This window comes from Microbacterium sp. P5_E9 (assembly GCF_054049175.1).
Genome location: NZ_JBFUMV010000007.1, coordinates 57,365 through 81,445 on the forward strand (window position 1 = coordinate 57,365; position 24,081 = coordinate 81,445).

The following is a 24,081-nucleotide window of genomic DNA, read 5'->3' on the forward strand; positions in this document are numbered from 1 at the left end:
CCCCTGTTACGGCAGATTGCTCAGAGGCGGGCCCAGGCCTCGGTCAGCACGCCGCGGAGGATCTGCTCGATCTCGGTGAACTCGGCCGGCCCGATCGTGAGGGGCGGGGCGAGCTGGATGACGGGATCCCCGCGGTCGTCGGCGCGGCAGTAGAGCCCCGCTTCGAACAGGGCCTTGGAGAGGAACCCGCGCAGGAGCCGCTCGGCCTCGTCGTCGTCGAAGGTGGCCTTCGTGGCCTTGTCCTTGACCAGCTCGATGCCGAAGAAGTACCCGTCGCCTCGTACGTCACCGACGATCGGGAGGTCGGTGAGCTGCTCGAGCGTCGAGCGGAACACGGGTGAGTTCTCGCGGACCCGCTCGTTCAGGCCCTCCTCCTCGAAGATGTCGAGATTGGCGAGCGCGACGGCCGCGGAGACCGGATGCCCCGCGAACGTGTAGCCGTGCGGGAAGCTCGCCTGCCCGCGTGAGAAGGGCTCGTGGATGCGGTCGCTGATGATGGTCGCGCCGATGGGGGAGTAGCCGCTCGTCATCGCCTTGGCGCACGTGATCATGTCGGGCACGTACCCGTAGGCATCGCACGCGAACCACTCGCCGATCCGCCCGAAGGCGCAGATCACCTCGTCGCTGACCAGCAGCACGTCGTAGCGATCGCAGATCTCGCGCACGCGGGCGAAGTATCCGGGCGGCGGAGGGAAGCACCCGCCCGCGTTCTGGACGGGCTCGAGGAACACCGCGGCGATGGTGTCCGGGCCCTCGAACTGGATGGCCTGCTCGATGCGGTCGGCCGCCCACACGCCGAACTCCTCGAGCTCGTCGCCCTTGCCGCTCCACACGAAGCCCGATTCGGCGGCGCGGTAGTGGTTGGTGTTGGGCACCCGGAATCCACCGGGGGTGACCGGCTCGAACATCTCCTTCATCGCGGGGATGCCGGTGATCGCGAGCGCGCCCTGCGGGGTGCCGTGGTAGGCGACCGCGCGCGAGATCACCTTGTGCTTGCCCGGCTTGCCGACGAGCTTCCAGTACTGCTTGGCGAGCTTGAACGCGGTCTCGACGGCCTCACCGCCACCCGTGGAGAAGAACACCCGGTTGAGGTCGCCCGGGGCGTAGTGCGCCAGCCGCTCGGCGAGCTCGATCGCGGCCGGATGCGCGTACGACCAGATCGGGAAGAAGGCGAGCTCCTCCGCCTGCCGGGCCGCGACCTCGGCGAGGCGCCGGCGCCCGTGACCCGCGTTCACCACGAACAGCCCGGAGAGACCGTCGAAGTACCGCTTGCCCGAGGCATCCCAGATGTGATGCCCCTCGCCCCGCACGATGATCGGCACGCCGTCACCCTCGGTCATCACCGACTGGCGGGCGAAGTGCATCCACAGGTGATCGCGGGCCTTCGCCTGCAGGGCGACCTGATCGTAGGCGGTTCCGGTGGCGATGGACATGGCAGACCTCCCGTGACGGATGCCTCGACCATATCGGCGTCGTCGACCGGCGCACCATCCTCGCTAGGCGCGCACCGCCGCGACGTCGACCGAGACGGTGCGGCTGTCGGCCGTGGTCACCTCGTGGATCGGCCCGCTGAGCAGCATTGTTGCGCGGGTCTCCTGCGAGTCGCACGAGGCGCCGACCCAGAGTTCGACGTCACCGGGCTCGACGATGCGCACCCCTCGGCGATCGGTGAACGCGAGACGCGCCGACGGCACCTCGAAGCGGACGACGGTTCGCTCGCCGGCCTCGAGGGTGACCCGCGCGTAGCCCACCAGCTGAGCGACGGGACGGGTGACGCTCGCATACACGTCCTTCGCATACAGCTGCACGACGTCGACCCCTGCGCGCCCGCCGGTGTTGGCGACGTCGACAGTGACGCTGAAGGCCGCGCTGGTCGCGGACTCGGGCGGTGCGGTCAGCCGGGTGTGCTCGAAGCTCGTGTACGTCAGACCGTGCCCGAACGGCAGGGCCGGAGTGCTGTCGGCGCTCGTGATCTCTGAGGGGCCCCCCAGAATCGGGTGCAGGTAGGTATATGGCTGGGCTCCCGCCGAGCGGGGCAGCGAGACGGGAAGCCGACCGGACGGGGCCGCGCGGCCGGTGAGGATCTCGGCGATCGCCGTGCCGCCCTCTTCGCCGGGGAAGAAGGCCTGCACCACAGCGGCCGGAGCGGCGGGACCGTCGATCGCCCACCCGATCGCGTAGGGGCGCCCGGACAGCACGACCATGACCGTCGGCACGCCGGTGCCCACGACCTCTTCCACGAGCCGGCGCTGCAGACCCGGCAGCTCCAGATCCTCGACGTCGTTGCCTTCGCCCACGGTGCCGCGTCCGAAAAGTCCCGCGCGATCCCCTACGACGACCACGGCGACTTCGGCGGCGCGTGCCGCGGCGACGGCCGCCGCGATGCCGGTCGCGTCGTCGCCGGTCACGTCGCAGCCGGTTGCGACCTCGATCAGGGCATCCGACAGCTCCGAGCGCAGTGCCGTCGCAAGGCTCGGGATCTCCAGGCCCAGGGGGACCTCGGGGTGATGCGCCAGCACATGGTTGACGAAGGAGTAGCAGCCCATCAGGGCCTCTGGCGCGTCGGCGTTCGGACCGATCACCGCGACGCGTGCCCGCGCACCGAGTTCGAGCGGAAGGGTCCCGTCGTTCGAGAGCAGCACGACCGACTCGGCCGCGAGGCGACGTGCGACCTCGCGATGAGCGGGCGTGTCCAGGTCGATCTCGGCGGGCGCCTCTTCGAACGTCTCGTCGAGCAGGCCCAGCTCCTCCTTCTCGGCGAGCACGCGCAGCACCGCACGATCGACGAGAGCTTCGTGCACCCGGCCGTCGCGCACGGCGGCCGCCAGCGGCGCGGTGAAGGCGTCGCCCGTCGGCAGCTCCACATCGATGCCGGCCTCGAGCGCGAGGGCGGCCGCGTGGCCGAGATCCTCGGCGACAGCGTGCATCGAATGCAGGAACGCCACGGAGAAGTAGTCGGAGACGACGACGCCGTCGAAGCCCCAGCGCTCCCGCAGAAGGCCGGTCAGCAGTTCCGCCGATGCAGCGACCGGCACACCGTCGATCGCCGCGTACGAGTTCATGACCGAGCGTGCACCCCCGTCGCGGATGGCCATCTCGAACGGCGGGAGCAGCACGTCCGCGAGCTCGCGTCGGCCGACGTGCACCGGCGCATGATTGCGTCCGGCTTGCGAAGCCGAGTAGCCGACGAAGTGCTTGAGAGTGGCATGGACCCCGGCATCCTGCAGCCCCCGCACATAAGCGGTGCCGATCGTGCCGACGACGTAGGGGTCCTCGGCGATGCACTCGTCGACTCGCCCCCAGCGTGGGTCGCGGATGACGTCGAGCACGGGCGCGAGCCCCTGATGGATGCCGAGCTGTCGCATCGAGTCCCCGATGAGCCGGCCCATCTCCTCCACGAGAGCGGGGTCGAAGGAAGCCCCCCACGCGAGCGGAGTCGGGAAGGTCGCGGCCTTCCACGCGGCGAGGCCGGTGAGGCACTCCTCGTGGACGATCGCCGGGATGCCGAGCCGAGTCTGCTCCCGCAGGCGCCGCTGCTCGTTCCACAGCCACGTGGCGCGCTCCACCGGATCGACGGGTCGGGTGCCGTACACCCGGGTCAGATGCCCGATGCCATGCGTCGTGGCATCCTCGTACTTCGTCGAGGTCACCATCTCGCCCGCCATCGGGGCGACGAGCTCATCGCCCTGGTCGACCCAGTAGCCGACGAGCTGGCCCAGCTTCTCCTCCAGGGTCATCTGGGCATGCAGGCCCTGAACCCGCTCCGATACCGCCGGGAGCCGAAGTTCACTCATCCCTTCACCGCTCCCGTGAGACCGCCGACGATGYGCCGCTCGAAGAGGCTGAAGAAGGCGAGCGCGGGGATCATCGACAGTGACGTGAAGGCGAGCACCTTCGCGGTGTCCACGGAATACTGCGACGAGAAGGCCTGTACGCCGAGCGGCAGCGTGAAGTTCGCGTTGTCGTTGAGGAGGAACAGCGGCAGCAGATAGCTGTTCCAGCTGCCTATGAAGGCGAGGATGCCGACCGTGATGACTCCGGGGACCGCGAGCGGAAGCACCATGCGCCAGAAGAAGCCGAGGCGGCTGCATCCGTCGATGAACGCGGCCTCCTGGATCTCGTCGGGGATGGCCCGCAGGAACGGCACCAGGATGATGATCGTCGTCGGCAGCCCGAAGGCGATCTGGGGCAGGATGACGCCGGCGAGCGAATTGATGAGCCCGAGGTCGCGCACGACGATGTACAGCGGTGTGATGGCGACCGTGATCGGGAACATGAGCCCGGCGGCGAACAGCGCGTACAGCACCCCTCGGCCCCGGAACCGGTATCGCGCCAGCACGTAGCTGGCCATGAGACCCAGCAGGATCACCCCCACGGTGGTCGCGACCGCGACGATGGTGGAGTTCATCACCAGAATCCAGAACGTCGGCTCGGTGAGCACATCGATGTAGTTGGAGAACACCCACGGATCGGGCATCCCCGCAGGGTTGGTCGTGATCTGCGAATTCGTGCGGAATCCACCGATGATGATGTAGAGGACGGGGCCGAGCATGAGCGCGACCACGATGAACGCGACGAAGTAGACGACGGGTGTCGCCGCCCGCATCCGGTGAGGTCGGGGTGGGGGCAGCTCAATGGTCGCCAGGGCGGCGGTCATCGGGTGGTCCTTTCGGTGAGCGCGCCCGCGGTGTCGCGGCGCAGGACGAAGCGCTGATAGATCAAGGCGACGACGAGCGAGATGAGGAAGATCACGACGGCGACGGCGTTGCCGTAGCCGAAGTTGCCGGCGTTGCGACCGTTGGAGACCATGTAGGTCGCCATCGTCGACGTGCCGGCGACGGGGGCGATGTACTGCCCCCAGATGATGTACACCAGGTCGAACAGCTGCAGGGCGCCGATGATCGACAGGAACGCCCAGATGCGCAGAGTCGGGCCGAGAAGCGGGATCGTGATGCGCCATTGGATCTGCCAGTAGCTGGCGCCGTCGATGGCGGCCGCCTCATGCAGCTCCTCGGGGATGCCTTGGAGGCCCGCGAGGAAGAGGATGACGGCGAAGCCCACGTACTTCCACGTGAGGATCGCGATGAGCGTCCAGATCGCGATGCTCGGATCCGAGAGCCACTCTCGCGTGAGACCTGACAGCCCCAGATTCTCGAGCAGCCCGTTGAGTGCGCCGTTGGTCGCCAGCATGAGGCTGAAGCCGGTGCCGACCACCACCTCCGCGATCACGTACGGCACGAAGATGAGCACTCGGATCAGCGACTGCCCGCGCATCTTGCGGTTGAGCAGCAGGGCGAGCAGGAGGGCGACTGGTCCCTGGATCAGCAGCGACATTAGGACGATGAACGCGTTGTGACCGAGCGCTTCCTGGAAGTCGGGGTCGGTGAGGATCGTGACGTAGTTCTTCAGTCCGATGAAGTCCGTCGCCGGTCCATAGCCGTGCCAGTTGAAGAAGCCGTAGTACGCCGCCAAGATCACGGGGATGATGACGAAGCCGACGAAGAAGATCACCGCGGGCCCGGCCAGCAGTGCGATCTCCCAACGGCCCGACCGTCCGATTCCTCGGCGCCGGCGGCGCGGCGGCGCCGAGGGCGGCGGTGTGTCGCCGCCGCCCCCGGTCCGCTGCGCGAGATCCGTTTCCGGGCGATCGTCCGTCTTCGGTGTCTCGCTGATATTCATTGCGGAGTGTTCCTAGCCCTTCGCGCCGGCCTGGTTGGCGGCGTCGATCATCTGCTGCGGTGAACTCTGTCCGGCGAGCATCTCGACGACCGCCACGTTGAGCGCGTTTCCGACGTTCTGGCCGAGCACGGTGTCGAGCCACTGCGAGACGAACGGAGCCTTGTTGTAGGCCTCGAGGATCTGCACCAGGTAGGGCTCGGTGACACCCGCCTGCGCCACGGTGTTGACGGGCGGCGAGTTGTAGGCCTCGTAGTAGGCCGTCTGCTGGGCGTCCGAACCGATGAAGCTCAGGAAGTCGGCGCACTCCTTCGGCGCCTGCGCCGAGCAGGAGTAGCCGTCGACGCCACCCATGATGGAGCCGGGCTCACCCTTGCCGCCCGAGACCTCCGGGAACGGGTACCAGGCGAGATCCGCAAGCGGCTTCTCGTCCGGCGTGAGCGAAGCGATCACACCCGGATCCCACGCGCCCATCAGCTCGCCACCCGCCTGGTGGTTCGCGACCAGGCCCGCGGAGCTGCCCGCGCCCTGCTGGGCCGCGGTCGTCAGGAAGCCGTCGTTGAACGGGTCGGTCTTGGCGAAGTCGTCGAGGTCTTCGGCGGCCTTCAGCCAGCACGGGTCGCTGAAGTCCTTCGAGTCACCCGTCTCCTCCATCGTCGCGGGCGCGCACTCGCGCAGTGCGAACCAGTAGAACCAGTGCGCCGCCGGCCAGGCGTCCTTCGCGCCGAGCGCGAGCGGCGCGACGCCGGTCGCCTTCAGCTTGTCGTTCGCCGCGACCAGCTCGTCGATCGTCGTCGGGTTCTCAGTGACCCCGGCGGCGTCGTAGAGGTCCTGGCTGTAGAAGATGCCGCCGGGAAGCACCGACAGGGGCATCGCCCACACCTTGTCCTGGTAGGTCTCCGCCTTGAAGGAGCCCGCCGAGATGTTCTCCTTCGCCTCGCCGGTGATCTTGCCGGTGAGATCCATCAGCTGGCCGGCCTGCACCATGGCGGCCATCTTGCCCCCGCCGCGCTGGAGGAAGATGTCCGGCGGGTCGCCCGCATTGAGCGAGGTCTGCAGCTTGCCGTCCATGTCCTCGTTCTGGATCGACTGCATTTTGATCGTGACGTTCGGGTTGTCCTTCTCGAACGCGGCGATCGCGTCCTTCCAGTACTGCTGGCCGGGCCCCGTGGTGGAGTTCTGCCACAGCGTCATCTCGACGTTCCCGTCGCCGCTGTCTCCGGAGCCGCCGGCACTGCAGCCAGCGAGCGCCAGCGCGCCCACGACGAGTGCGGCGGACCCGGCGAGGATCCTGTTGCGCTTCATGTGATTCCCGTTCTCTTCTTTGAGGTGCACCCCCATCCTCCGGGGTGCCGTGGTCGGCGCGGTTCGGGACCGCGCATGCTCGGCGTGCGAACCGAGCGGGGAAAGTCTGTGCGCGCAACAAATATCTGTCAAACGTTTTCGAAAACGTTTTTCAACCCGTTATGCTTTCGAGATCATGGACCGACGTCCCACCATCACCGATGTCGCCGCCGCGGCCGGCGTCTCCGTGGCGACCGTCTCGAAGGCTGTGAACGGGCGGTACGGGGTCGCCCCTGAGACGATCGACCGGGTGCTGGCGGTCGTGGCAGAGCTCGGCTACGAGTCCAGCCTCATCGCGAGCAGCATGCGCTCACGCACCACGGGGGTGATCGGCGTGCTCGTGGCGGACTTCGAGCCGTTCAGCGCCGAGATCCTGAAGGGCGTGGGGCAGGCGCTGAGCGACTCACGCTATGACCTGCTCGCGTACTCGGGCTCTCATGGAGCGGCCGAGGGCTGGGAGCGACGCTCGCTGTCGCGGCTGAGCGGAACCCTCATCGACGGTGCGATCATCGTGACTCCGACGGTGGTCAACGTCGGCACCGAGGTCCCGGTCGTCGCGATCGACCCGCACACGGGCCCTGCCGATGTGCCGACCGTCGAGTGCGACAGCTTCGGCGGGGCGCTCCAGGCGACGCGCCACCTCATCGAACTCGGCCACTCCCGCATCGGCTTCATCGCAGGGCGAACCGACCTGCGCTCCTCGATCGCTCGCGACGCCGGTTACCGAAGGGCGTTGGCGGATGCCGGACTCTCCGTCGACCCGGCACTCGTCGGGTCCGGCAGCTACCGCCAGGACGCGGTGCGGATCGCCGCCCTCGAGATGCTCCGTCGCGCGGATCGCCCGACGGCAGTGTTCGCCGCGAACGACATCTCCGCACTCGAGATCGTGAAGGTCGCTGCCGAGCTCGGGCTCGCTGTCCCGCAGGATCTGTCGATCATCGGATTCGACGACGTGCCCGAAGCCTCCGCCGCCAACCCGCCGCTGTCGACGGTCCGTCAGCCCATGCAGCGGCTCGGCGCCGAGGCCGCTCGGATGCTGCTCGCGCTCATGCGGGGTGAGGCGCCGGCGGCAACGCACCTCAAACTGCCGACTCGACTCGTGCCGCGCGCCACGACAGCGCCGCCCGCGTGATCTCGGGGGCTCCGGCGCTCAGTGCAGCGTGACGCCGGCCGGGTCCCGCAGGAGTTCCGCGAGGGCGGCCTCCGCGGCGCCGATCAGCAGGCGATCTTCCCCGAGTGCCGCGGGGACGATCTCGACGTCTTCGCCGTTGGCCGGCATCGTCTGCGCCACGACGGCCTGCTTGAGGTCGTCGAGATCGTGGGCGGCCAGCATCCCGAGGAATCCGCCGAGGATCACGACGGACGGGTTGAGCACATTGACGGCATTGGCGAGTGCGGTCGCGAGGATGCGGCGCTGTCGCGCTATCTCGTCGAGGACTTCGGTCGCACTCGTGGTGCGCAGCAGCTCCGCCAGGGTGGGCTCGTCGGCATTCGGGCGGCCCAGCGCTGCCAGCAGGCGCGCGCGACTGACTTCGTCCTCCAGTACGCCATCGGACGCTCGCCGATCCGCGGCCGACGCGATGCGCGGCCGGTTCTGGCCGAACTCGCCCGAGTAGCCAGACGCGCCCGCGATCGGCATCCCCTGCACGACGAGGCCGCCGCCGATGCCGCTCGCGCCGCCGTTCAGGTACACGACGTCGTCCACACCGCGCGCGGCGCCGAAGAGGTGCTCAGCGACAACGCCCATCGTCGCGTCATTGCCCACCACCGTGGGCAGTCCTGTTGCCTCTTCGATGAGCTCGCGCAGCGCGACGTCGGTCCACCTCAGGTGCGGGGCATCGCGGACGAGCCCGTCCGACGCGCGCACCAGCCCCGGCACGGCGACGCCGATTCCGGCGATGGCCGCATCGGCGAGGTCTTCGGCACGCCACGCGCGGATTCGCTCGGCGATGAGGTGCGCGGTCTGCTCGGGACCGATGAGGCCGGCCATCTCGATGCGCTCCCGGCGGCGCACCGTGCGGTCGAGCCCGACGGCGCCCAGCGTAAGGGCGTCGACCTCGGGGTTGACCGCGATGGCCATGACCCGAGGGTGCCCACTCACAAGCGGGGAAGGGCGGCCGACGCGCCGGCTGGGGTCCGGTGCGCGCTCCTCGACGACGCCGAGCGCGACGAGATCGCCGACGAGGTCAGCGATCGTGGAGCGATTCAGACCCGTTTCTGCGGTGAGGGTCGCACGGGAGACCGGTCCCTCGAGGTGCGCAAGGCGCAGCAGTCGCGCGAGATTCGCTTGGCGGCTGCCGACCGTCTCGTTCATGAGATGACGGCAGAGCTGACTTCTGTGGGCGGCCGGGAGACGGAGCGGGACACGCAAGCAGTATACGTTGCGATCGACAACAATCCGGGAGGCGGCGCGGCTCTGACGCGACCCGAGCCAGTGGACGAGGCATCCGGAATGGTATAGGTTGTGTCCAACAACAATTATCTCGACCATCCGCAAAGGAGCGTCATGCCCACCCCCACGCCCGCCGACAAGTTCTCATTCGGCCTCTGGACCGTCGGCTACAACGGCACCGACCCGTTCGGCGGCCCGACCCGCAAGCCCCTCGACGTGGTGCACGCCGTCGAGAAGCTCGCCGAGGTGGGCGCCTACGGCCTCACCTTCCACGACGACGATCTGTTCGCCTTCGGCTCGACCGAGGCAGAGCGCCAGTCGCAGATCGACCGCCTCAAGGGCGCGCTCGCCGCGACCGGCCTCATCATCCCGATGGTGACCACCAACCTCTTCTCGGCTCCGGTCTTCAAGGACGGCGGCTTCACCTCGAACGACCGCGACGTCCGCCGCTTCGCCCTCCGCAAGGTCATCCGCCAGCTCGACCTCGGCGCTGAGCTCGGCGCCAAGACCTTCGTCATGTGGGGCGGCCGCGAAGGCGCAGAGTACGACTCGGCCAAGGACATCCGCCAGGCGCTCGAGCGCTACCGCGAGGCCGTCAACCTCCTCGGCGACTACGTCACCGACAAGGGCTACGACATCCGCTTCGCCATCGAGCCCAAGCCGAACGAGCCCCGCGGCGACATCCTGCTGCCGACGCTCGGCCACGCGCTCGCCTTCATCGACTCGCTCGAGCGTCCCGAGCTCGTCGGCCTCAACCCCGAGGTCGGACACGAGCAGATGGCGGGCCTCAACTTCGCGGCCGGCATCGCCCAGGCGCTGTACCACGGCAAGCTCTTCCACATCGACCTCAACGGTCAGCGCGGCATCAAGTACGACCAGGACCTCGTGTTCGGTCACGGCGACCTGCACAACGCGTTCGCGCTCGTCGACCTGCTCGAGAACGGCGGCCCCGGCGGCGTTCCGGCCTACGAGGGTCCCCGTCACTTCGACTACAAGCCGAGTCGCACCGAGGACGAGAAGGGCGTCTGGGACTCCGCTGCCGCGAACATCCAGACCTACCTGCTGCTCAAGGAGCGCGCCGCGGCCTTCCGCGCCGACCCCGAGGTGCAGGAGGCGCTCGCCGCCTCGAAGGTCCCCGAGCTGTCGGTTCCGACCCTCAACCCGGGCGAGTCCTACGACGACCTGATCGCCGACCGCGCCTCGTACGAGGACTTCGACACCGACGCGTACCTCGGCGGCAAGGGCTTCGGCTTCGTCCGCCTGCAGCAGCTGGCCACCGAGCACCTGCTCGGCGCTCGCTGAGCATCCCGCTCCCACCCAGCCCGTCACGTGCCGGCGCCGCCCACCCGAAGGGCGGCGCCGCACGCTGATGGGCTCCTCTGACCGGTGACCCGGTCCCACAACCCGCGAATCCACCGATTCCACCCGAGACCACGCAGTTCGCGCGCTCGGACTGAGTGGATTCGCACCAAATCGGTGGATTCGCGAGAGTGCGAACCTCAAGGAAGGCAGCGACATGCCACTCGTGATCGGTGTCGACTCGTCGACGCAGTCGTGCAAGGTCGTCGTGACGGATGCCGCGACCGGCGCGGTCGTGCGCTCCGGCCGTGCGTCGCACCCGGACGGCACCGAGGTCGATCCGGCCGCCTGGTGGAGCGCCCTGCAGGTCGCGCTGCGCGACTCGGCGCAGGGACTCGCCATCGATGCGGGCGCACTCGACGACGTCGAGGCCTGGGCGATCGGCGGGCAGCAGCACGGCATGGTCGTGCTCGACGCGGAGGGTCGCGTCATCCGTCCCGCGCTGCTGTGGAACGACACCCGCTCGGCCGGAGCGGCCGCCGACCTGATCGCCGAGTTCGGCGCCGACGAGCTGGCTCGCCGCACCGGCCTCGTGCCGGTGGCGTCGTTCACGATCACGAAGCTGCGCTGGCTGCGCGACCACGAGCCCGAGAACGCCGCCCGCGTGGCGGCGGTCGCCCTCCCGCACGACTGGCTCACCTGGCGCCTTCGGGGCTTCGGCCCGTCGGACGAGTCGCCGCTCGGGCCGGTGCTCGACGAGCTCGTGACGGATCGATCGGATGCCTCGGGCACCGGCTACTGGAACCCCGAGACCAACGGCTACGACCGCGACCTCCTGGTCACGGCGCTCGGCCATGACGCGCTCCTCCCGCGCGTGCTCGGCGCCGACGAGTGGGTCGCCGACCCCGACGGACGCCGGGTCGGACCTGGTGCAGGCGACAACGCGGGCGCCGCCCTGGGGCTGGACGCGCAGCCAGGCGACGTCGTCGTGTCGATCGGCACGTCCGGCACGGTGTTCGCCGTGTCCGAGCAGCGCACCATCGACCCGACCGGCACGGTCGCGGGCTTCGCMGATGCGAGCGGGCACTTCCTGCCGCTMGTGGCGACCATGAACGCGGCGCGCGTCCTCGACGCGATCGCCCGGCTGCTGGGCGTCGACTTCGACGAGCTCAGCCGCCTGGCCCTCACCGCCGAGCCGGGCGCCGGCGGACTCACCCTCGTGCCCTACTTCGAGGGCGAGCGCACCCCGAACCTCCCCGACGCGACGGCCGAGCTCACCGGCATGACGCTCACCTCGACGACCCGCGAGAACCTCGCGCGCGCCGCGGTGGAGGGCATGCTCGGCGGCCTCGCCGCCGGGCTTCAGGCCGTGCGCGACCTCGGTGTTCCGCTCGAGCGGGCCCTGCTGATCGGCGGCAGCGCCCAGTCCGAGGCGGTCCGCGTGATCGCGCCGCTCGTGCTCGGGGTCCCCGTGGTCGTGCCCGAGCCCGGCGAGTACGTCGCGCTCGGCGCCGCGCGCCAGGCCGCCCGCATCCTGCAGGCCTGACCCCGGCACAGGCCGGGCTCACAGGTGCCGCAGAGGCGGCATCCGTAGCGTGGAATCCATGGCGAGCACCGTGGACGACACGCCCATCAGCATCTCCCCCTCCCAGTTGCGCGCGCTCAGCGATCAGATGCAGCGGTTCCTGCTCGAGTACCGCTTCGGCATGCAGGAGGTCGAGACCAAGGTCGGGATCCTGCGCGACGAGCTGCAGCACATGCACGACTACAACCCGATCGAGCACGTCTCGAGCCGGGTGAAGTCGCCGGACAGCATCGTCGGCAAAGTCGCGCGCAAGGGCATCGACCCGGACTTCGACACCATCCGCGAGCGCATCACCGACATTGCGGGCGTGCGGGTGACCTGCAGCTTCGTGACCGACGTCTACCGGCTCTTCGACCTGCTCACCGCCCAGGACGACGTGACGGTCCGCCGGGTCAAGGACTACATCGCCCAGCCCAAGCCCAACGGCTACCAGAGCCTGCATGCCGTGGTCGAGGTGCCGGTCTTCCTCTCGACCGGCCGCGTCATCGTGCCGGTCGAAGTGCAGTTCCGCACCATCGCGATGGACTTCTGGGCGAGCCTCGAGCACAAGATCTACTACAAGTACGACAACCAGGTGCCCGACCGTCTTGTGGCGGAGCTGAAGGATGCCGCGGACTCCGCCGCCGCCCTCGACCACCGCATGGAGCGGCTCCACCGCGAGCTGCACGGCCCTCGCACGTCCCGCGCGCAGCGGGCCTGAGGCCCCCGCCGAATAGAGTGTCGAGCCGATACGTTCCGCGCGAGCCGACACGTAATCGCCGTATCGGCTCGCGGTCAACGTATCGGCTCGTGGACTCGACAGCCCCCGCCGCACACACCGAACCCGCCGGACACGCCGGATCGCGACATCCGGGGCGAGAATGGGCCCGTGCCCTCTGCCGACGCCGCGACCGAGAAGTTCGATGCGATCGCGGTCGAGCTCTATGCGCTCCCGCCCGAGCAGTTCACCGCGCAGCGCAATGCCCGGGCCGCCGCTGAGCGTGACCTCACCGCGCGGCTGAAGGCGCTCCGCAAGCCGACGGTCGCCGCGTGGGCGGTGAACCTCCTCGCCCGCGAGGGCCAGCTCGGCGATGCGCTGGAGCTCGCCGCCGCCCTTCGCGAAGCGCAGGACGACCTCGACGCCGCCGAGCTCTCTCGGCTCAGCCGCCAGCGGCGCGCACTCGTCTCGGCCCTCGCGAGTCAGGCGGTCGACCTCGCGAAGGACCGCGGTGTGGCGGTGAGCGCGGCCGCGCGCGACGACGTGCAGAAGACCGTCAATGYGGCTGTGATGGATGCCGCGGCCGCCGCCGCCGTCATGACCGCGCGACTCACCCGGCCCCTCGAGGCATCCGGGTTCGATCCCGTCGACGTGTCGGACGCCGTCGGCGGGAGCCTGCCGGGCGTTCCCGACGCGGCGCCGCCGAACCGCGACGAGCTGGCCGAGCGGCGCGCCCGCAAGGCCGCCGAGCGGGCGGCGCGCGAGGCCGAGCGCGCCGCCGGGGAGGCGACGCGCGAGCTCGGTGCGATCGAGGCGAAGCTCGCCAAGGCGCGCGAACGCTCCGACCTGCTGACCGAGCGCATCGATGGGCTGCGCGCCGACCTGCAGCGGCTCGAGGCGGAGGCCAAGAAGTCGGGGCACGAGACCGACCGGCTCGCCGAGGAGCGCGCGGAGGCGGCATCCCGTGCCCGTGCGGCTGTGAAGCAGGCAGAGGCGGCACGTTCCGCGCTCGAACCCGGCTGAACCGGCGCGGACGGGAGGTCGGGCGCGTCGCTAGGGTGAGTGCGTGGATGCGCTCGAGCCGACGCTGCTGATCGTTCCGCTGCTGGCTCTGCTCGCCCCGCTGCTCGCGCGGGGCCTCGGGCGCTGGGTGCGGGTTCCCATCGTCGTTTTCGAACTCCTGCTCGGCATCGTCTTCGGGCCGAGCGTCCTCGGGTGGGCAGTCCCACACGCGTTCATCGTGACCCTGTCGCAGCTTGGCCTCGCGATGCTGTTCTTCGTCGCGGGCTCGGAGGTCGAGTTCACCGTGTTCCGCGGCCGGATGGGCCGCAACGCCGTGATCGGCTGGCTGCTCAGCCTCCTGATCGGCATCGGGGTCGGCTGGCTGATCGCCCCCGGCGAGGCGGCGGTCATCATCGGCATCGCGCTCAGTTCCACGGCGCTCGGGACGATCCTCCCGATCCTGCGCGATGCCGGCGAGCTGCGCACCCCGTTCGGCCGCGCGATGGGCGCAGTCGGCGCCGTGGGCGAGTTCGGCCCGCTCATCGCGATCTCGATCTTCCTCGGCAGCCGGGCCCCCGACATCTCCGCGCTCGTGCTCGCGGTGTTCGCGCTGGTCGCGGGACTCGCCATCTGGCTCGCCTTCAAACTGCCGCGCGGCGCGATGCACCGCTTCGTCAACTCGAGCCTGCACACCTCGGGGCAGTTCGCGATCCGCGTAGTGCTGTTCATCCTCGCCGGCCTGCTCACCCTCAGCATCGTGCTCGACCTCGACATCCTGCTCGGCGCCTTCACCGCCGGCATCGTCTGGCGCCTCATCATGCGCGACGCAGCAGAGTCGGATCGCGCGGCGGTCGAGAGCAAGGTCGAGGCTGTCGCCTTCGGGTTCCTCGTGCCGATCTTCTTCATCTACACCGGGCTGACGTTCGACCTCGATGCCCTCCTCGCCCAGCCGACCCTGTTCCTTGTGCTTCCCGTGGCACTTGTCGCACTGCTGCTCGTGCGCGGCCTTCCGTCCATGCTGGCGGCCCCAACGGGATCGACCGGGCGGGATCGGGTATCCATCGTTCTGCTGGGCGCCACCGCGCTGCCCATCATCGTCGCCGTGACGGCCATCGGGGTCGACGAGAAGATCATCTCGTCGGCGAATGCGGCGCTGCTCGTCGGCGCGGGCATGCTCTCGGTGCTCCTCTTCCCGCTTGTCGCCATGGCGGTTCGCGGTGAGCGCAGCACGTCGGCGGCCCTCCCGCTCGAGGACGATCTGGCGTGACGAGCCCGAGTTCATCCGAAGCGCCGTTCCAGACCTTGTTCGCCGATGCCCGCGCCGCGCTGGCCGCTGCGCCGCAGGAGCCGCTGGGGGAGCTGCGCACCCCGCGCCGCGTGCTCGGCATGTCGCGGGCGCCCCGGATCGTCCGCGTCGGCGGTGCGTGGCACCTGGGCGTCCTGCTCATCGGCGTCGATGCCGTGTACGCGACCGGCGACATCGTGCGCGCCCGCGCCGAGGCCCCACGGGGTTTCACCGCCGAGTCGCAGCGCACGCGAGCCGAGCTCGCCGCCGCAGCGCGGCGCGGCGGATTCGCCGAGGGCGAGGCGGTGCACGTCGGATGGCGGATGCTGCACCCCGACGCCAACGCCGAGGGCGAGGCATCCGGTCCCCTGGCGTTGCGCGACGGCATCCCGAGCGTGCGGTGGAGCGCCGCCGGCGGCTGGATGCCGCTCCGACGCTACCTCGACGAGCGCATCGCGCTGCTGCTCGAGCCGCCATCGGGGGCGTGACGGGCGGGATGTCAACCCCTGGCTGATCGGGGCCAGGCTTCCATAGCGTGAAGTGATGGAACCCACCGCGAAGGATCTCGTCCGTCAGATCGTCGTGATCTCGGCCACCGTCTACATGCTGATCGCCGCGGCCGTCGGAACCGGAGCGCTGGGTGGAACCTCCGTGCAGGACCTGCAGGGCGGCGCACTCGCGGCCGATGGCTCGTACCTCGCGCCGGCCTCACCCGCATTCTCGATCTGGAGCCTGATCTACCTCCTGCTGGTCGCCTATGCGGTCTGGCAGGCGCTGCCGTCGCAGCGCAGCCGTCCCCGCCAGCGCGCGGTCGGGTGGTGGATCGCCGCCACGGCAGTGCTCAACGGGACCTGGCTCGTCCTGGCCCAATTCGCGAACCTCATCCTGACCGTCGTCGGCATCGTGGTGCTCCTCATCGCGCTGTGTGCGACCTTTGTGCAGACTTTCCGCTTTCCCGCCGAGGGCTTCGCCGACAGCATCCTCATCGACGGCGCGACGGGGCTCCACCTCGGCTGGGTGTCGCTGGCGACCGTCGCCAACATCTCTGCCTGGCTGACGACGCTGGGTCCATCGTGGTGGGCGGAGACCGCCGACGTCTGGGGCATCACGACGCTCGTGCTGGTCGGAGTGATCGGTGTGACGATCGCGTCGGCGAGCGAATGGCGGGTCACGCCCGGCCTGGCGATGGGATGGGGCCTTGCCTGGATCGCGGTCGGGCGCCTGCACGGTGAGCCGCCGAGCCAGCCGATCGGGATCACCGCTGCCGTGGTGGCGATCGTCGTGATCGCGGTGCCGGTGATCGGGACCCTGGCGGCTCGCGCAATCGACATGCGCAACGCCGAGGCGTGAGCCTCAGGCGGTCGACCCGAACGCCCGCGCGAACGCCCGCAGCAGTCGCACCGGTTCGGTGACGGATGCCGCGAGCACGTGGCCGGCGATCAGGTCGTACTCGCTCGCCGCGAAGTAGCCGTCGTCGCGATAGACGGCCATGCGCCGGGTGAAGGCGTGGGTCGTCGGCTCCGGGTGGAACTGGGTGGCGTAGAGCCGGTCGCCGACGCGGTAGGCCTGGACGGGGCATCCGTCGTTCGTCGCGAGCAGCACGCCGTCGGGGGGGACGACAGCCGACCCCTCCTTGTGTGCGGTGAGGGCGGTGAACCGGCTGGCGAGGCCGCCGAGGAGGGGGTCTGCCCGGCCCTGCGGCGTGAGTTCGACCGGAGCGGGGCCGGTGTCTTCGGGGAAGGCGCGGCTCACCTGGCCGCCCAGGAAACGGGTGACCACGCCGATGCCGTAGCAGGTGAACAGGGCCGCGGTCTGGCGCGCGACCGCACGCTCGGCGATGCGCTCGAGGTCGCGCTCCAAACGGCGCTGCACGACGGTCTTGGTGGACTCGGGGTCGGTGACGTTGAACGGACTCCCGCCGACGAAGAAGCCGCTGTAGCGGTCGAACACGTCGTCGGGGAGCGGCTCGCGCACGAGGTCGTGCTGCGCCAGTCGCGACTCGTCGAGGTGGGCGGCCGCGCGGAATGACTCGTACTCCGCCGCCGCGGCCCCCTGCTGTGGTCGCACGCACACGTACAGCAGCGGCGGGCTCGTCATGGCGCGATTCTAAAGCGGCGCGGCGGGCCGGCGCGAGGCGGCCGTCATCCGCCGTGACCCGAATCAGGGCCGCCGCCGAATCCCCCGGAAGAAAAGTTCGTGCGGCATGTATCAGAAGCGCTCTACCGCTCTCTGCTCAGTGTGGACACAATGGGCGTTATGACGCATGGGGGCGCCGAGACATCCGTCGACGCGGCGGAGCCGACGCGATGGCAGCACGCCGCTGACCTCTTCCTGCGCTGGCGCGACGGTGACAGCCGGGCGATGGACGAATTGGTCCGCCTCATGTCCCCCCTCCTCTGGCACGTGGTGCGGGCCTATGGGCTCGATCACGCGCTGACGCAGGACGTGGTGCAGACCACCTGGCTGACCCTCGTGCGCCGGCACGAGACCATCCTCGACCCCCAGGCTGTGTCGGGGTGGCTCACGATGTGCGCCCGCCGCGAGGCGTGGCGCGTCGGAAAGCAGCACCGCCTCGACGAGGCGAAAGAGGCCGAGTCGCTCGAGCCCCATCTCCCCCTTCACGAATCCGCCGAGCAGACCGCGGCGACCGACGACGACTCCCGTCGCCTGTGGGTCGCCGTCGGAGTGCTCAACGAGCGATGCCAGCGCCTGCTGCGGATCGTCGCGTTCGAGGATCGGCCCGATTACGCGCGGATCGCTGAGGATCTCGCGATGCCGGTCGGGTCCATCGGACCGACGCGCCAGCGCTGTCTCGCCAAGCTCCGCGCCTTGCTCGAGGGCGACGGATGGGAAGGTGACGACGATGGACACTGAGGACTTCGCCGCGGATGCGGCGCTCTTCGCGCGACTTCGGGAGGTATGGGACGAGATGGATCCCGTGCCGGCCGACTTCGTCGATCGTATGGTCGCCGCGGTCGCCGTCGAGGATCTGTCCCGCGAGTACGCGCTCCTGACGCTCGTCGAGGAGTCCGCCCTCGCCGCCGTGCGCGGGGAGAGCGACACCGCCACGATCCAGTTCAGCCACGGCGAGACGAACGTGCTCGTGCACGTCACCGTCACCGAAGACGGCGCACGCCGCGTCGACGGCTGGGTGGATGCCGTGACCCTCGCCATCCGCCTCGTCCAGGGCGACCGCGATTGGTCAGCAGAGGCGGGGGAGCACGGACGCTTCGCGTTCGACTCGGTGCCCGCCGGGCTCACGCAGCTGCGCCTCGTCGTGCGCGGCGCCGATGGCGAGCTGCACGACTTCCAGACCCCGCAATTCGAACTCTGATTGTGATCGGATGCCGCGACCCTCAGGCCGCGTCATTCCTCCTGTGAACGAAAGGCACGACAGATGGCAGGCAAGACGTGGCGCGACCGGGAAGCAGCGGATGAGCCTCGGGGCGTTTTCCTCGATCCGAGGCGTGAGCCCGTCCCAGGGTTGCGCGCGTTCGACACGGTCTATGCACCGGGACACCTGCTCATCTCCGGACAGACGCTCGACGCCGAAAGCCTGCTGAGGTCTGCCGGCGACGAGCTCGGGTGGGACGTCGAGATCGACACCATCCGCGACGGCTCGGACTCCGGCGATCTGCTGAGCTGGGCACGCATCATCCAGGCGCCCAAGCCGGATCGCGACGACGAGCCCGTACCACCGGTCGACGCCTGGCGCCTGCTGCAGCACGCACGACGCAAGGCGCTGCTGACGGCAGAGGTCGGTCCGGTCGCGGACATCCCGCTCCCCGCGCCGGGCACCGCGGAGGCGAGGGGCTTCAACAAGGACGACGAGGAGAAGAAGCGCGGCTCGGAGGTCTCTCAAGCGCGGCGGAGGATCGCACGCGGCGCCGCCCGCTCCGTCGATCGCAGCTGGCTGAAGGCGGCCGCCGACGCCGATTCCGACAGCGAGGACGATCCCTATGCCTCCCTTGATGGAGATGTCCCAGAACTCCGGGGCGTCGGGCTCGATCACGTCCTCCTGGTCGATCCCATCGGGCTCAACCCGCACACTCAGACGAACCCCCACACTCAGACGAACCCGCACACTCAGACGAATCCCTCGGGCGTTGTCGGCTACGCGTATCCCGGCGGCGGCGGACTGGAGCTTGTGTCGTATATCGGTGCCGAACCCGCCCGGAAGCCCGACCCGCTCCCAGTCGGAGCCCGGCGGCCGGTCGTGGCCATCGTCGACACCGGCTGCGGAGTTCTCGAAGGCTGGCTGCCCGCAGGCACGGAAGCAGCGGGCGACGTCGTGCGTCGTCGGCCACCGTCGCCTACTCGTGCAGGCACGGTCATCGGCATCGAGGACGAGAGCACGAATCCCGAGGTGTACGGCGACCAGGCAGGTCCGCTGGACGGCTATCTGGACAACGCCTCGGGTCACGGCACTTTCGTGGCCGGCATCGTCCGTCAGCTGTGCCCCGACGCCAACCTCATCTCGATCCGCATTGCCGACAGCAATGGCACCGTGCTCGAGAGCGAACTGATCGATTCCGTTGAAGAGCTCGCCGCGTGGGTGGAGAGCGGCACCGACGATGACCCCCACCACATCGACGTGCTGAATGTCTCGATGGGCTACTACCACGAGACTCCTGAGGACGGTCGATTCAGTCTCCGACTGTATGACGCGCTCCTCAGGCTCCGTAGACGGCAATGCGTGGTGGTGTGCTCGGCCGGAAACGACTCCACCGATCGTCCGACGTTCCCCGCGGCCCTCTGGGCGGGTGGGGAGCCGAGCCTGAATCTCACGGAGACGGAGACTCTGGCCCGGCACCTGGCGATCGGAGCACTCAACCCTCAGCGCACATCGGTCGCGCTCTACAGCAACATCGGTCCCTGGGTGTCGGCGTTCGCGCCGGGCACCTCCATTCTGAGCACGTTCCCCAAGCTCCAGGGGGGCGTTCAGGCGGGTTCCAAGGACGACATCTATCCCCACCGGCGGCAGGGCCTTGATCCTGACGACTACTCGAGTGGCTTCGCGATCTGGAGCGGCACCTCGTTCGCGGCACCTTACGTGGCCGGCGCGATCGCGGCTCAACTCGCACCCGTGCTGATGTCGGCACCGGCGCCTGTCGCGGCGCCACCCTCGCCCGAAGCCGCCCTCGCCGCGGCGGCCGTCGTCAAAGAGAACGCGGTGAAGGCGGCCATGGACGCGCTCGCGACTCTCGATCAGTCGAGGATGGACCAGCCGCCGCAGCCGTGATCGGTCTCCGCGCGGCTGGCGCGGCGACCGGGTCCGGTGGGAGAGATGGCGCACGCCGGCCGACGAGGCCATCATGACAGGGTGACGCTCGAGGCCGGGGACCTGTACGAGCGCGGTCGTGTGCAGGCCAATCGAGGCCGGTACCCCGACGCGCGCCGGACGCTGTCCGCCGCGGCCGAGAAGGCCGCTGCTGCAGGGGACGGCGAGCTCGAAGCGCGCATCGCGGGAACGACAGCGTATGTGCTCGCGCGGCTCGGCGACGTCGATGGCGGTGAGCGGCTTTGCCTCGATGCTCTCGCACGCGGCGGGCTGTCGCGTGACGCCGTCGCCCAGCTGCAGGGTCAGCTGGGCTCGCTGGCGCTCGAGCGAGGCATGCTCGACGACGCCGCGACCTGGCTCACGCGCAGTATCAGAGGGCTGAGCCACGATCCCGTGCGGCAGGCGAACATGCGGTTGAACCGCAGTGTGGTCGACATGCAACGTGGCCGGCTGGACGAAGTCATGGACGACCTCGCAGCGGCGGAAGCCGCCTACCGGGAGGCGGGCCTTACCTCGCAGGCGAATCTCGCGGTGCACAATCGCGGGTACGCCCTCATGCTCGAGGGTGACCTCGTCGCAGCGCTGCAGACGATGCAGTCGGTGCGCGAGCCGTTGGACGGCGAGTCCGAGCTGTGGGCGGCGATCAATGAGCTCGACCGCGCCGAAGTGCTGCGCGAGGCGGGGCTCGTCACCGAGGCCGAGCGCAGCCTCGCGAGCGTCTCGGTCGCACTGGGCCGGCATCGCGCCCCGCGCGAGCGTGCCACGGCCGACTACCACCTGGCGAGGTCGCTGCTCAACCACGACCCGGAACACGCGGCGCTTGTCGCGGCCGCCTCCCGGCGAAGGTTCCAGCGCATCGGAAGCCAGGGGTGGGCCGTCCGCGCGGAAGCGATCCGGCTGCGCGCACGGCTGGCCGTCGGACGAATCGACCGCGCAGGGGAGCCCGTCCGGGTGCCCCGCACACTTCCTTCCGCACGTCAGGTCGAGGACGTCGTCGAAGAGCTTCGCGCGGGAGGGTTCCTTCTCGAAGCTGACGCGCTCCGGGTGACCGACATGCTTGCGCGCATCCGACGGAACTCGATCAGGACGGTTCCGCGGCTGCAGGTGGGAGCACGGACCCCGCTCGAGGTGGCGCTGCTGATCTACGAGGTGCGCGCGGCCGACGCAGCCAGGCATGCCCGAGAAGCCGAGGTGCGGGCACAGGCGGCACGAGGTCTGGATCTGCTGGTGCGCACGCAGCTCGCCACCGGCAGCCTCGACCTGCAGGCCTCGGGGGCGATGCGCGGTGTGAGCCTCACCGTGTCCGGCCTCTCGTCCGCCGTGCGGTCGCGGCGCCACGACGTGGTGTTCGACTGGTCGGAGCGAGCACGACTCGTGAACCAGCAGATCCTGCCCGTCCGGCCGCCGCCGGATCCGGCACTTGCCGCCGACCTCTCCGAGCTGCGTGTGCTGCGCTCCGCCGAGCCGGACGGCGACTGGCTCGCCAGTCCTCGGGCGCTGCTGCTTCGCGATCGCGCGCGGGACCGGCAATGGTCGGGAACGGGTGCGGGGGAATTGCGCCGTCGCGCGAGTCTCGAAGAGGTGCGAGGCGAGCTCACCCACGGCGAAGCGTTCGTCTCCTACGTGTTCGACGGGCGCGGTCTGGCGGCGCTCGCCGTCTCACCGGATCGAGTGCAGTTGGCGGACCTCGATTGGCCGGCGGTCCGCGCCGCTCTCAACGGCATTCGCGCGGACCTCGAGGTGTCGGCCACCCTGACCTCCGGCCCGATGGCGAAGGCCGTGCGGGCGAGTCGAGACGACCGCCTCGCCGTGCTGTCCACCCTTCTCGTTGCTCCCCTGGCCGCGTCGCTCGACGATGCCGCGCGGATCGTCCTCACGGCCCCCGGCGTGCTCTCCGGGCTCCCGTGGACGATGCTGCCCGCCCTGCGTGCGCGCCCGCTGACGGTGGCGTCGTCGGCGTCGGGGTGGATGCACGAGCGTCGGCGCGGCGCCCGGGCGCCGAAGACGGCGGGCTTCGCGGTCGGTCCCCGTGTGGCGCGAGGCGAAGAGGAGGTGAGCGCAGCGGCATCCGGCTGGACCGACGCGAGAGCTTTCCACGGCGAGGCCGCATCGGTGGATGCCGTCACCCGCATGGCATCGCAGGTCGACGTGCTGCATATCGCCGCCCACGGACGCCACGCCGCCGACAATCCCCTGTTCTCGGGTCTCGAGCTCGCCGACGGCGCGCTCTTCGGCTACGACATCGATCTCATGGAGTCGGTGCCCGAGACCGTGGTGCTCTCATCGTGCGAGGTCGGGCGATCGTCAGTGCGCTGGGGAGAGGAGGCGGTGGGCATGGCGCGAGTCTGGCTCCACGGCGGTGCGCGCTGCGTGATCGCCGCGTCCGTCGTCGTGGCGGATGACGCCGCCTGCGAACTGCTCGGCGCCATGCACGGTGGCCTGGCTGCCGGCGAGGCGCCCGCGATCGCGCTCGCTCATGCCGCCGCGCAGACCGGAGTGGTCTCGCCGTTCCAGGCCCACGGCATCGGATTCTGAAGATCGATGTATCAGAACGGCCCGGGCGTGCTCCTGTTGTTCGGTGAAGACTCGCATCCGCCCGGATCGGGGGACTGACGGGCACTTTTGGGGGCCGGAGGCAACGCAAGGGCGTGTTCGGGACACGCAGCCTCCTGAGTCGGACCCACGGGGGGTGTCGCAGGGCCTCAGGCCGGCGGCATCCCCCGCTCTCGATCCTGCTCAGCGCGAGGAGTTCGGGGTGCGTCCGCGCACGATGCCGACGAAGGCCTGCACCGCCGGCGTCGTCCGATCGGCAGGCCAGGCCAGCGCCACGGTCGACACCGGCCCGTCGCACAGCGGCCGGAAGTCGACATCTTTGCGATGATGCAGGCGCGCCAGCGACATCGGCACGATCACGACGCCGATTCCCGCAGCGACCGTCGCGATGGCCAATTCGGTGTCTTCCGGCGGGGCGAAGGACGGTGCGATCGCGTCGGGCACCGCCAAATGCAGCACATCGTCACGCGGCACGACGACGATCTCGCCCGCCAGGTCTGCGTAGTCGAGCTCGTCCGCGGCCATCAGATGGGAGTCGGCGGCAGCCACGACGACGGGCCGCTCGTCGTAGAGCGGGATGACGTGCAGCCCCTCCGCGTCGATCGGCAGGCGCACGAGTGCGGCGTCGAGCCCACCGTCTCGCAGGGCCGCGTCCTGCTCGGCGACCGAGATCGGGTGCAGGCTCAGCTCGACCCCCGGCATCCGCTCCTGCCACGCATCGATCCACTTGCCGGGCGTCGCACCGGGGATCACGCCGAGCGCCAACGGGCCCACGACGACGGGCGTGTCGGATGCCGGTGCTTCGGCGGGCTTGCGGGCGGCGGGTTTGGCGGGCTTGCCCCCGGAACCCGGCTTGCCCGGCTTGCCGGGTCGCTTGGCTGATCCCTTGGACGCGGCCGGGCGTCCCGGGCGGAGGGGTCGCCCGCGCGCGCCGCGGGAACCGCCCGATTTCGCCATTCCGCCAGCG

The 24,081-nt window shown here is 69.9% G+C and carries 20 protein-coding genes; 12 read left to right on the forward strand and 8 right to left on the reverse strand.

The features are described from left to right. Nucleotides 1–20: 20 nt before the first annotated feature. The 5 genes from ACXJ3V_RS11220 to ACXJ3V_RS11240 all read right to left on the reverse strand — a co-directional run bounded on the left by ACXJ3V_RS11220 (nt 21) and on the right by ACXJ3V_RS11240 (nt 6,981). Entirely contained in the window at nt 21–1,433 is a 1,413-nt protein-coding gene (locus ACXJ3V_RS11220; protein ID WP_457100388.1) for an aspartate aminotransferase family protein, read from the reverse strand. 63 nt (nt 1,434–1,496) lie between these two features. After that, nucleotides 1,497–3,794, reverse strand: coding sequence for a beta-xylosidase/alpha-l-arabinosidase (locus ACXJ3V_RS11225; RefSeq protein WP_457100389.1), 2,298 nt, complete (start codon nt 3,792–3,794; stop codon nt 1,497–1,499). Further along, on the reverse strand, nt 3,791–4,657 hold the full coding sequence (locus ACXJ3V_RS11230) for a carbohydrate ABC transporter permease (protein ID WP_457100390.1): 867 nt from the start codon (nt 4,655–4,657) through the stop codon (nt 3,791–3,793). Before ACXJ3V_RS11230 ends, ACXJ3V_RS11225 begins: the two co-directional genes overlap by 4 nt. Then, nucleotides 4,654–5,679, reverse strand: coding sequence for a carbohydrate ABC transporter permease (locus ACXJ3V_RS11235; protein ID WP_457100391.1), 1,026 nt, complete (start codon nt 5,677–5,679; stop codon nt 4,654–4,656). The genes ACXJ3V_RS11230 and ACXJ3V_RS11235 overlap by 4 nt, the downstream gene beginning before the upstream one ends. Before the next feature lie 12 nt (nt 5,680–5,691). Continuing rightward, on the reverse strand, nt 5,692–6,981 hold the full coding sequence (locus tag ACXJ3V_RS11240; RefSeq protein WP_457100392.1) for an ABC transporter substrate-binding protein: 1,290 nt from the start codon (nt 6,979–6,981) through the stop codon (nt 5,692–5,694). 175 nt (nt 6,982–7,156) lie between these two features. Here ACXJ3V_RS11240 and ACXJ3V_RS11245 point away from each other — a divergent pair, with 175 nt between their 5' ends. Beyond that, nucleotides 7,157–8,152, forward strand: coding sequence for a LacI family DNA-binding transcriptional regulator (locus ACXJ3V_RS11245; protein ID WP_457100393.1), 996 nt, complete (start codon nt 7,157–7,159; stop codon nt 8,150–8,152). An 18-nt stretch (nt 8,153–8,170) separates the two neighbouring features. Here ACXJ3V_RS11245 and ACXJ3V_RS11250 read toward each other — a convergent pair whose 3' ends face one another. Continuing rightward, on the reverse strand, nt 8,171–9,334 hold the full coding sequence (locus ACXJ3V_RS11250; RefSeq protein WP_457100394.1) for an ROK family protein: 1,164 nt from the start codon (nt 9,332–9,334) through the stop codon (nt 8,171–8,173). Between the two features lie 192 nt (nt 9,335–9,526). Between ACXJ3V_RS11250 and xylA the strand changes: the two genes are divergently transcribed. The 7 genes from xylA to ACXJ3V_RS11285 all read left to right on the forward strand — a co-directional run bounded on the left by xylA (nt 9,527) and on the right by ACXJ3V_RS11285 (nt 16,630). Next, nucleotides 9,527–10,714, forward strand: a complete 1,188-nt coding sequence (gene xylA / locus ACXJ3V_RS11255) for a xylose isomerase (protein ID WP_457100395.1) — start codon at nt 9,527–9,529, stop codon at nt 10,712–10,714. 214 nt (nt 10,715–10,928) lie between these two features. Continuing rightward, nucleotides 10,929–12,257: a xylulokinase gene (gene xylB, locus ACXJ3V_RS11260; protein WP_457100396.1), complete on the forward strand. Its 1,329-nt coding sequence runs from the start codon at nt 10,929–10,931 to the stop codon at nt 12,255–12,257. 58 nt (nt 12,258–12,315) lie between these two features. Then, complete coding sequence (locus ACXJ3V_RS11265; protein ID WP_457100397.1) at nt 12,316–12,996, forward strand: GTP pyrophosphokinase; 681 nt, start codon at nt 12,316–12,318, stop codon at nt 12,994–12,996. Nucleotides 12,997–13,164: 168 nt separating this feature from the next. Then, the gene (locus ACXJ3V_RS11270) at nt 13,165–14,016 is read left to right on the forward strand and encodes a transposase (RefSeq protein WP_457100398.1); all 852 of its coding nucleotides are present in this window, start codon (nt 13,165–13,167) and stop codon (nt 14,014–14,016) included. 43 nt (nt 14,017–14,059) lie between these two features. Beyond that, entirely contained in the window at nt 14,060–15,262 is a 1,203-nt protein-coding gene (locus ACXJ3V_RS11275) for a cation:proton antiporter (RefSeq protein ID WP_457100399.1), read from the forward strand. Further along, on the forward strand, nt 15,259–15,768 hold the full coding sequence (locus ACXJ3V_RS11280) for a glutaminase (RefSeq protein WP_457100400.1): 510 nt from the start codon (nt 15,259–15,261) through the stop codon (nt 15,766–15,768). The genes ACXJ3V_RS11275 and ACXJ3V_RS11280 overlap by 4 nt, the downstream gene beginning before the upstream one ends. A 55-nt stretch (nt 15,769–15,823) precedes the next feature. Then, a complete protein-coding gene (locus tag ACXJ3V_RS11285) occupies nt 15,824–16,630 on the forward strand; it encodes a TspO/MBR family protein (protein WP_457100401.1) in 807 nt (268 codons plus the stop codon). A 3-nt stretch (nt 16,631–16,633) separates the two neighbouring features. Here ACXJ3V_RS11285 and ACXJ3V_RS11290 read toward each other — a convergent pair whose 3' ends face one another. Then, the gene (locus ACXJ3V_RS11290) at nt 16,634–17,377 is read right to left on the reverse strand and encodes a glutamine amidotransferase-related protein (RefSeq protein ID WP_457100402.1); all 744 of its coding nucleotides are present in this window, start codon (nt 17,375–17,377) and stop codon (nt 16,634–16,636) included. A gap of 159 nt (nt 17,378–17,536) precedes the next feature. On the opposite strand from ACXJ3V_RS11290, the gene ACXJ3V_RS11295 reads away from it, so the two are divergent. From ACXJ3V_RS11295 to ACXJ3V_RS11310, 4 genes are all read left to right on the forward strand, one after another. Further along, complete coding sequence (locus ACXJ3V_RS11295; RefSeq protein WP_457100403.1) at nt 17,537–18,154, forward strand: RNA polymerase sigma factor; 618 nt, start codon at nt 17,537–17,539, stop codon at nt 18,152–18,154. Further along, entirely contained in the window at nt 18,144–18,614 is a 471-nt protein-coding gene (locus ACXJ3V_RS11300; RefSeq protein ID WP_457100404.1) for a hypothetical protein, read from the forward strand. The genes ACXJ3V_RS11295 and ACXJ3V_RS11300 overlap by 11 nt, the downstream gene beginning before the upstream one ends. A 63-nt stretch (nt 18,615–18,677) precedes the next feature. Then, complete coding sequence (locus tag ACXJ3V_RS11305; RefSeq protein ID WP_457100405.1) at nt 18,678–20,522, forward strand: S8 family peptidase; 1,845 nt, start codon at nt 18,678–18,680, stop codon at nt 20,520–20,522. 81 nt (nt 20,523–20,603) lie between these two features. Then, entirely contained in the window at nt 20,604–23,096 is a 2,493-nt protein-coding gene (locus ACXJ3V_RS11310; RefSeq protein ID WP_457100406.1) for a CHAT domain-containing protein, read from the forward strand. A 201-nt stretch (nt 23,097–23,297) separates the two neighbouring features. On the opposite strand, the gene ACXJ3V_RS11315 is transcribed toward ACXJ3V_RS11310, so the two are convergent. After that, a complete protein-coding gene (locus ACXJ3V_RS11315) occupies nt 23,298–24,071 on the reverse strand; it encodes a LysR family substrate-binding domain-containing protein (RefSeq protein ID WP_457100407.1) in 774 nt (257 codons plus the stop codon). Nucleotides 24,072–24,081: the final 10 nt, after the last annotated feature.

What these genes read in the sequence shown, in the direction of transcription:
- ACXJ3V_RS11220 (WP_457100388.1), bottom strand. Translation starts at nt 1,433, where the DNA reads ATGTCCATCGCCACCGGAACCGCCTACGATCAGGTCGCCCTGCAGGCG.
- ACXJ3V_RS11225 (WP_457100389.1), bottom strand. Translation starts at nt 3,794, where the DNA reads ATGAGTGAACTTCGGCTCCCGGCGGTATCGGAGCGGGTTCAGGGCCTG.
- ACXJ3V_RS11235 (WP_457100391.1), bottom strand. Translation starts at nt 5,679, where the DNA reads ATGAATATCAGCGAGACACCGAAGACGGACGATCGCCCGGAAACGGAT.
- ACXJ3V_RS11240 (WP_457100392.1), bottom strand. Translation starts at nt 6,981, where the DNA reads ATGAAGCGCAACAGGATCCTCGCCGGGTCCGCCGCACTCGTCGTGGGC.
- ACXJ3V_RS11245 (WP_457100393.1), top strand. Translation starts at nt 7,157, where the DNA reads ATGGACCGACGTCCCACCATCACCGATGTCGCCGCCGCGGCCGGCGTC.
- ACXJ3V_RS11250 (WP_457100394.1), bottom strand. Translation starts at nt 9,334, where the DNA reads ATGAACGAGACGGTCGGCAGCCGCCAAGCGAATCTCGCGCGACTGCTG.
- xylA (WP_457100395.1), top strand. Translation starts at nt 9,527, where the DNA reads ATGCCCACCCCCACGCCCGCCGACAAGTTCTCATTCGGCCTCTGGACC.
- ACXJ3V_RS11265 (WP_457100397.1), top strand. Translation starts at nt 12,316, where the DNA reads ATGGCGAGCACCGTGGACGACACGCCCATCAGCATCTCCCCCTCCCAG.
- ACXJ3V_RS11285 (WP_457100401.1), top strand. Translation starts at nt 15,824, where the DNA reads ATGGAACCCACCGCGAAGGATCTCGTCCGTCAGATCGTCGTGATCTCG.
- ACXJ3V_RS11290 (WP_457100402.1), bottom strand. Translation starts at nt 17,377, where the DNA reads ATGACGAGCCCGCCGCTGCTGTACGTGTGCGTGCGACCACAGCAGGGG.
- ACXJ3V_RS11295 (WP_457100403.1), top strand. Translation starts at nt 17,537, where the DNA reads ATGACGCATGGGGGCGCCGAGACATCCGTCGACGCGGCGGAGCCGACG.
- ACXJ3V_RS11300 (WP_457100404.1), top strand. Translation starts at nt 18,144, where the DNA reads ATGGACACTGAGGACTTCGCCGCGGATGCGGCGCTCTTCGCGCGACTT.
- ACXJ3V_RS11305 (WP_457100405.1), top strand. Translation starts at nt 18,678, where the DNA reads ATGGCAGGCAAGACGTGGCGCGACCGGGAAGCAGCGGATGAGCCTCGG.
- ACXJ3V_RS11315 (WP_457100407.1), bottom strand. Translation starts at nt 24,071, where the DNA reads ATGGCGAAATCGGGCGGTTCCCGCGGCGCGCGCGGGCGACCCCTCCGC.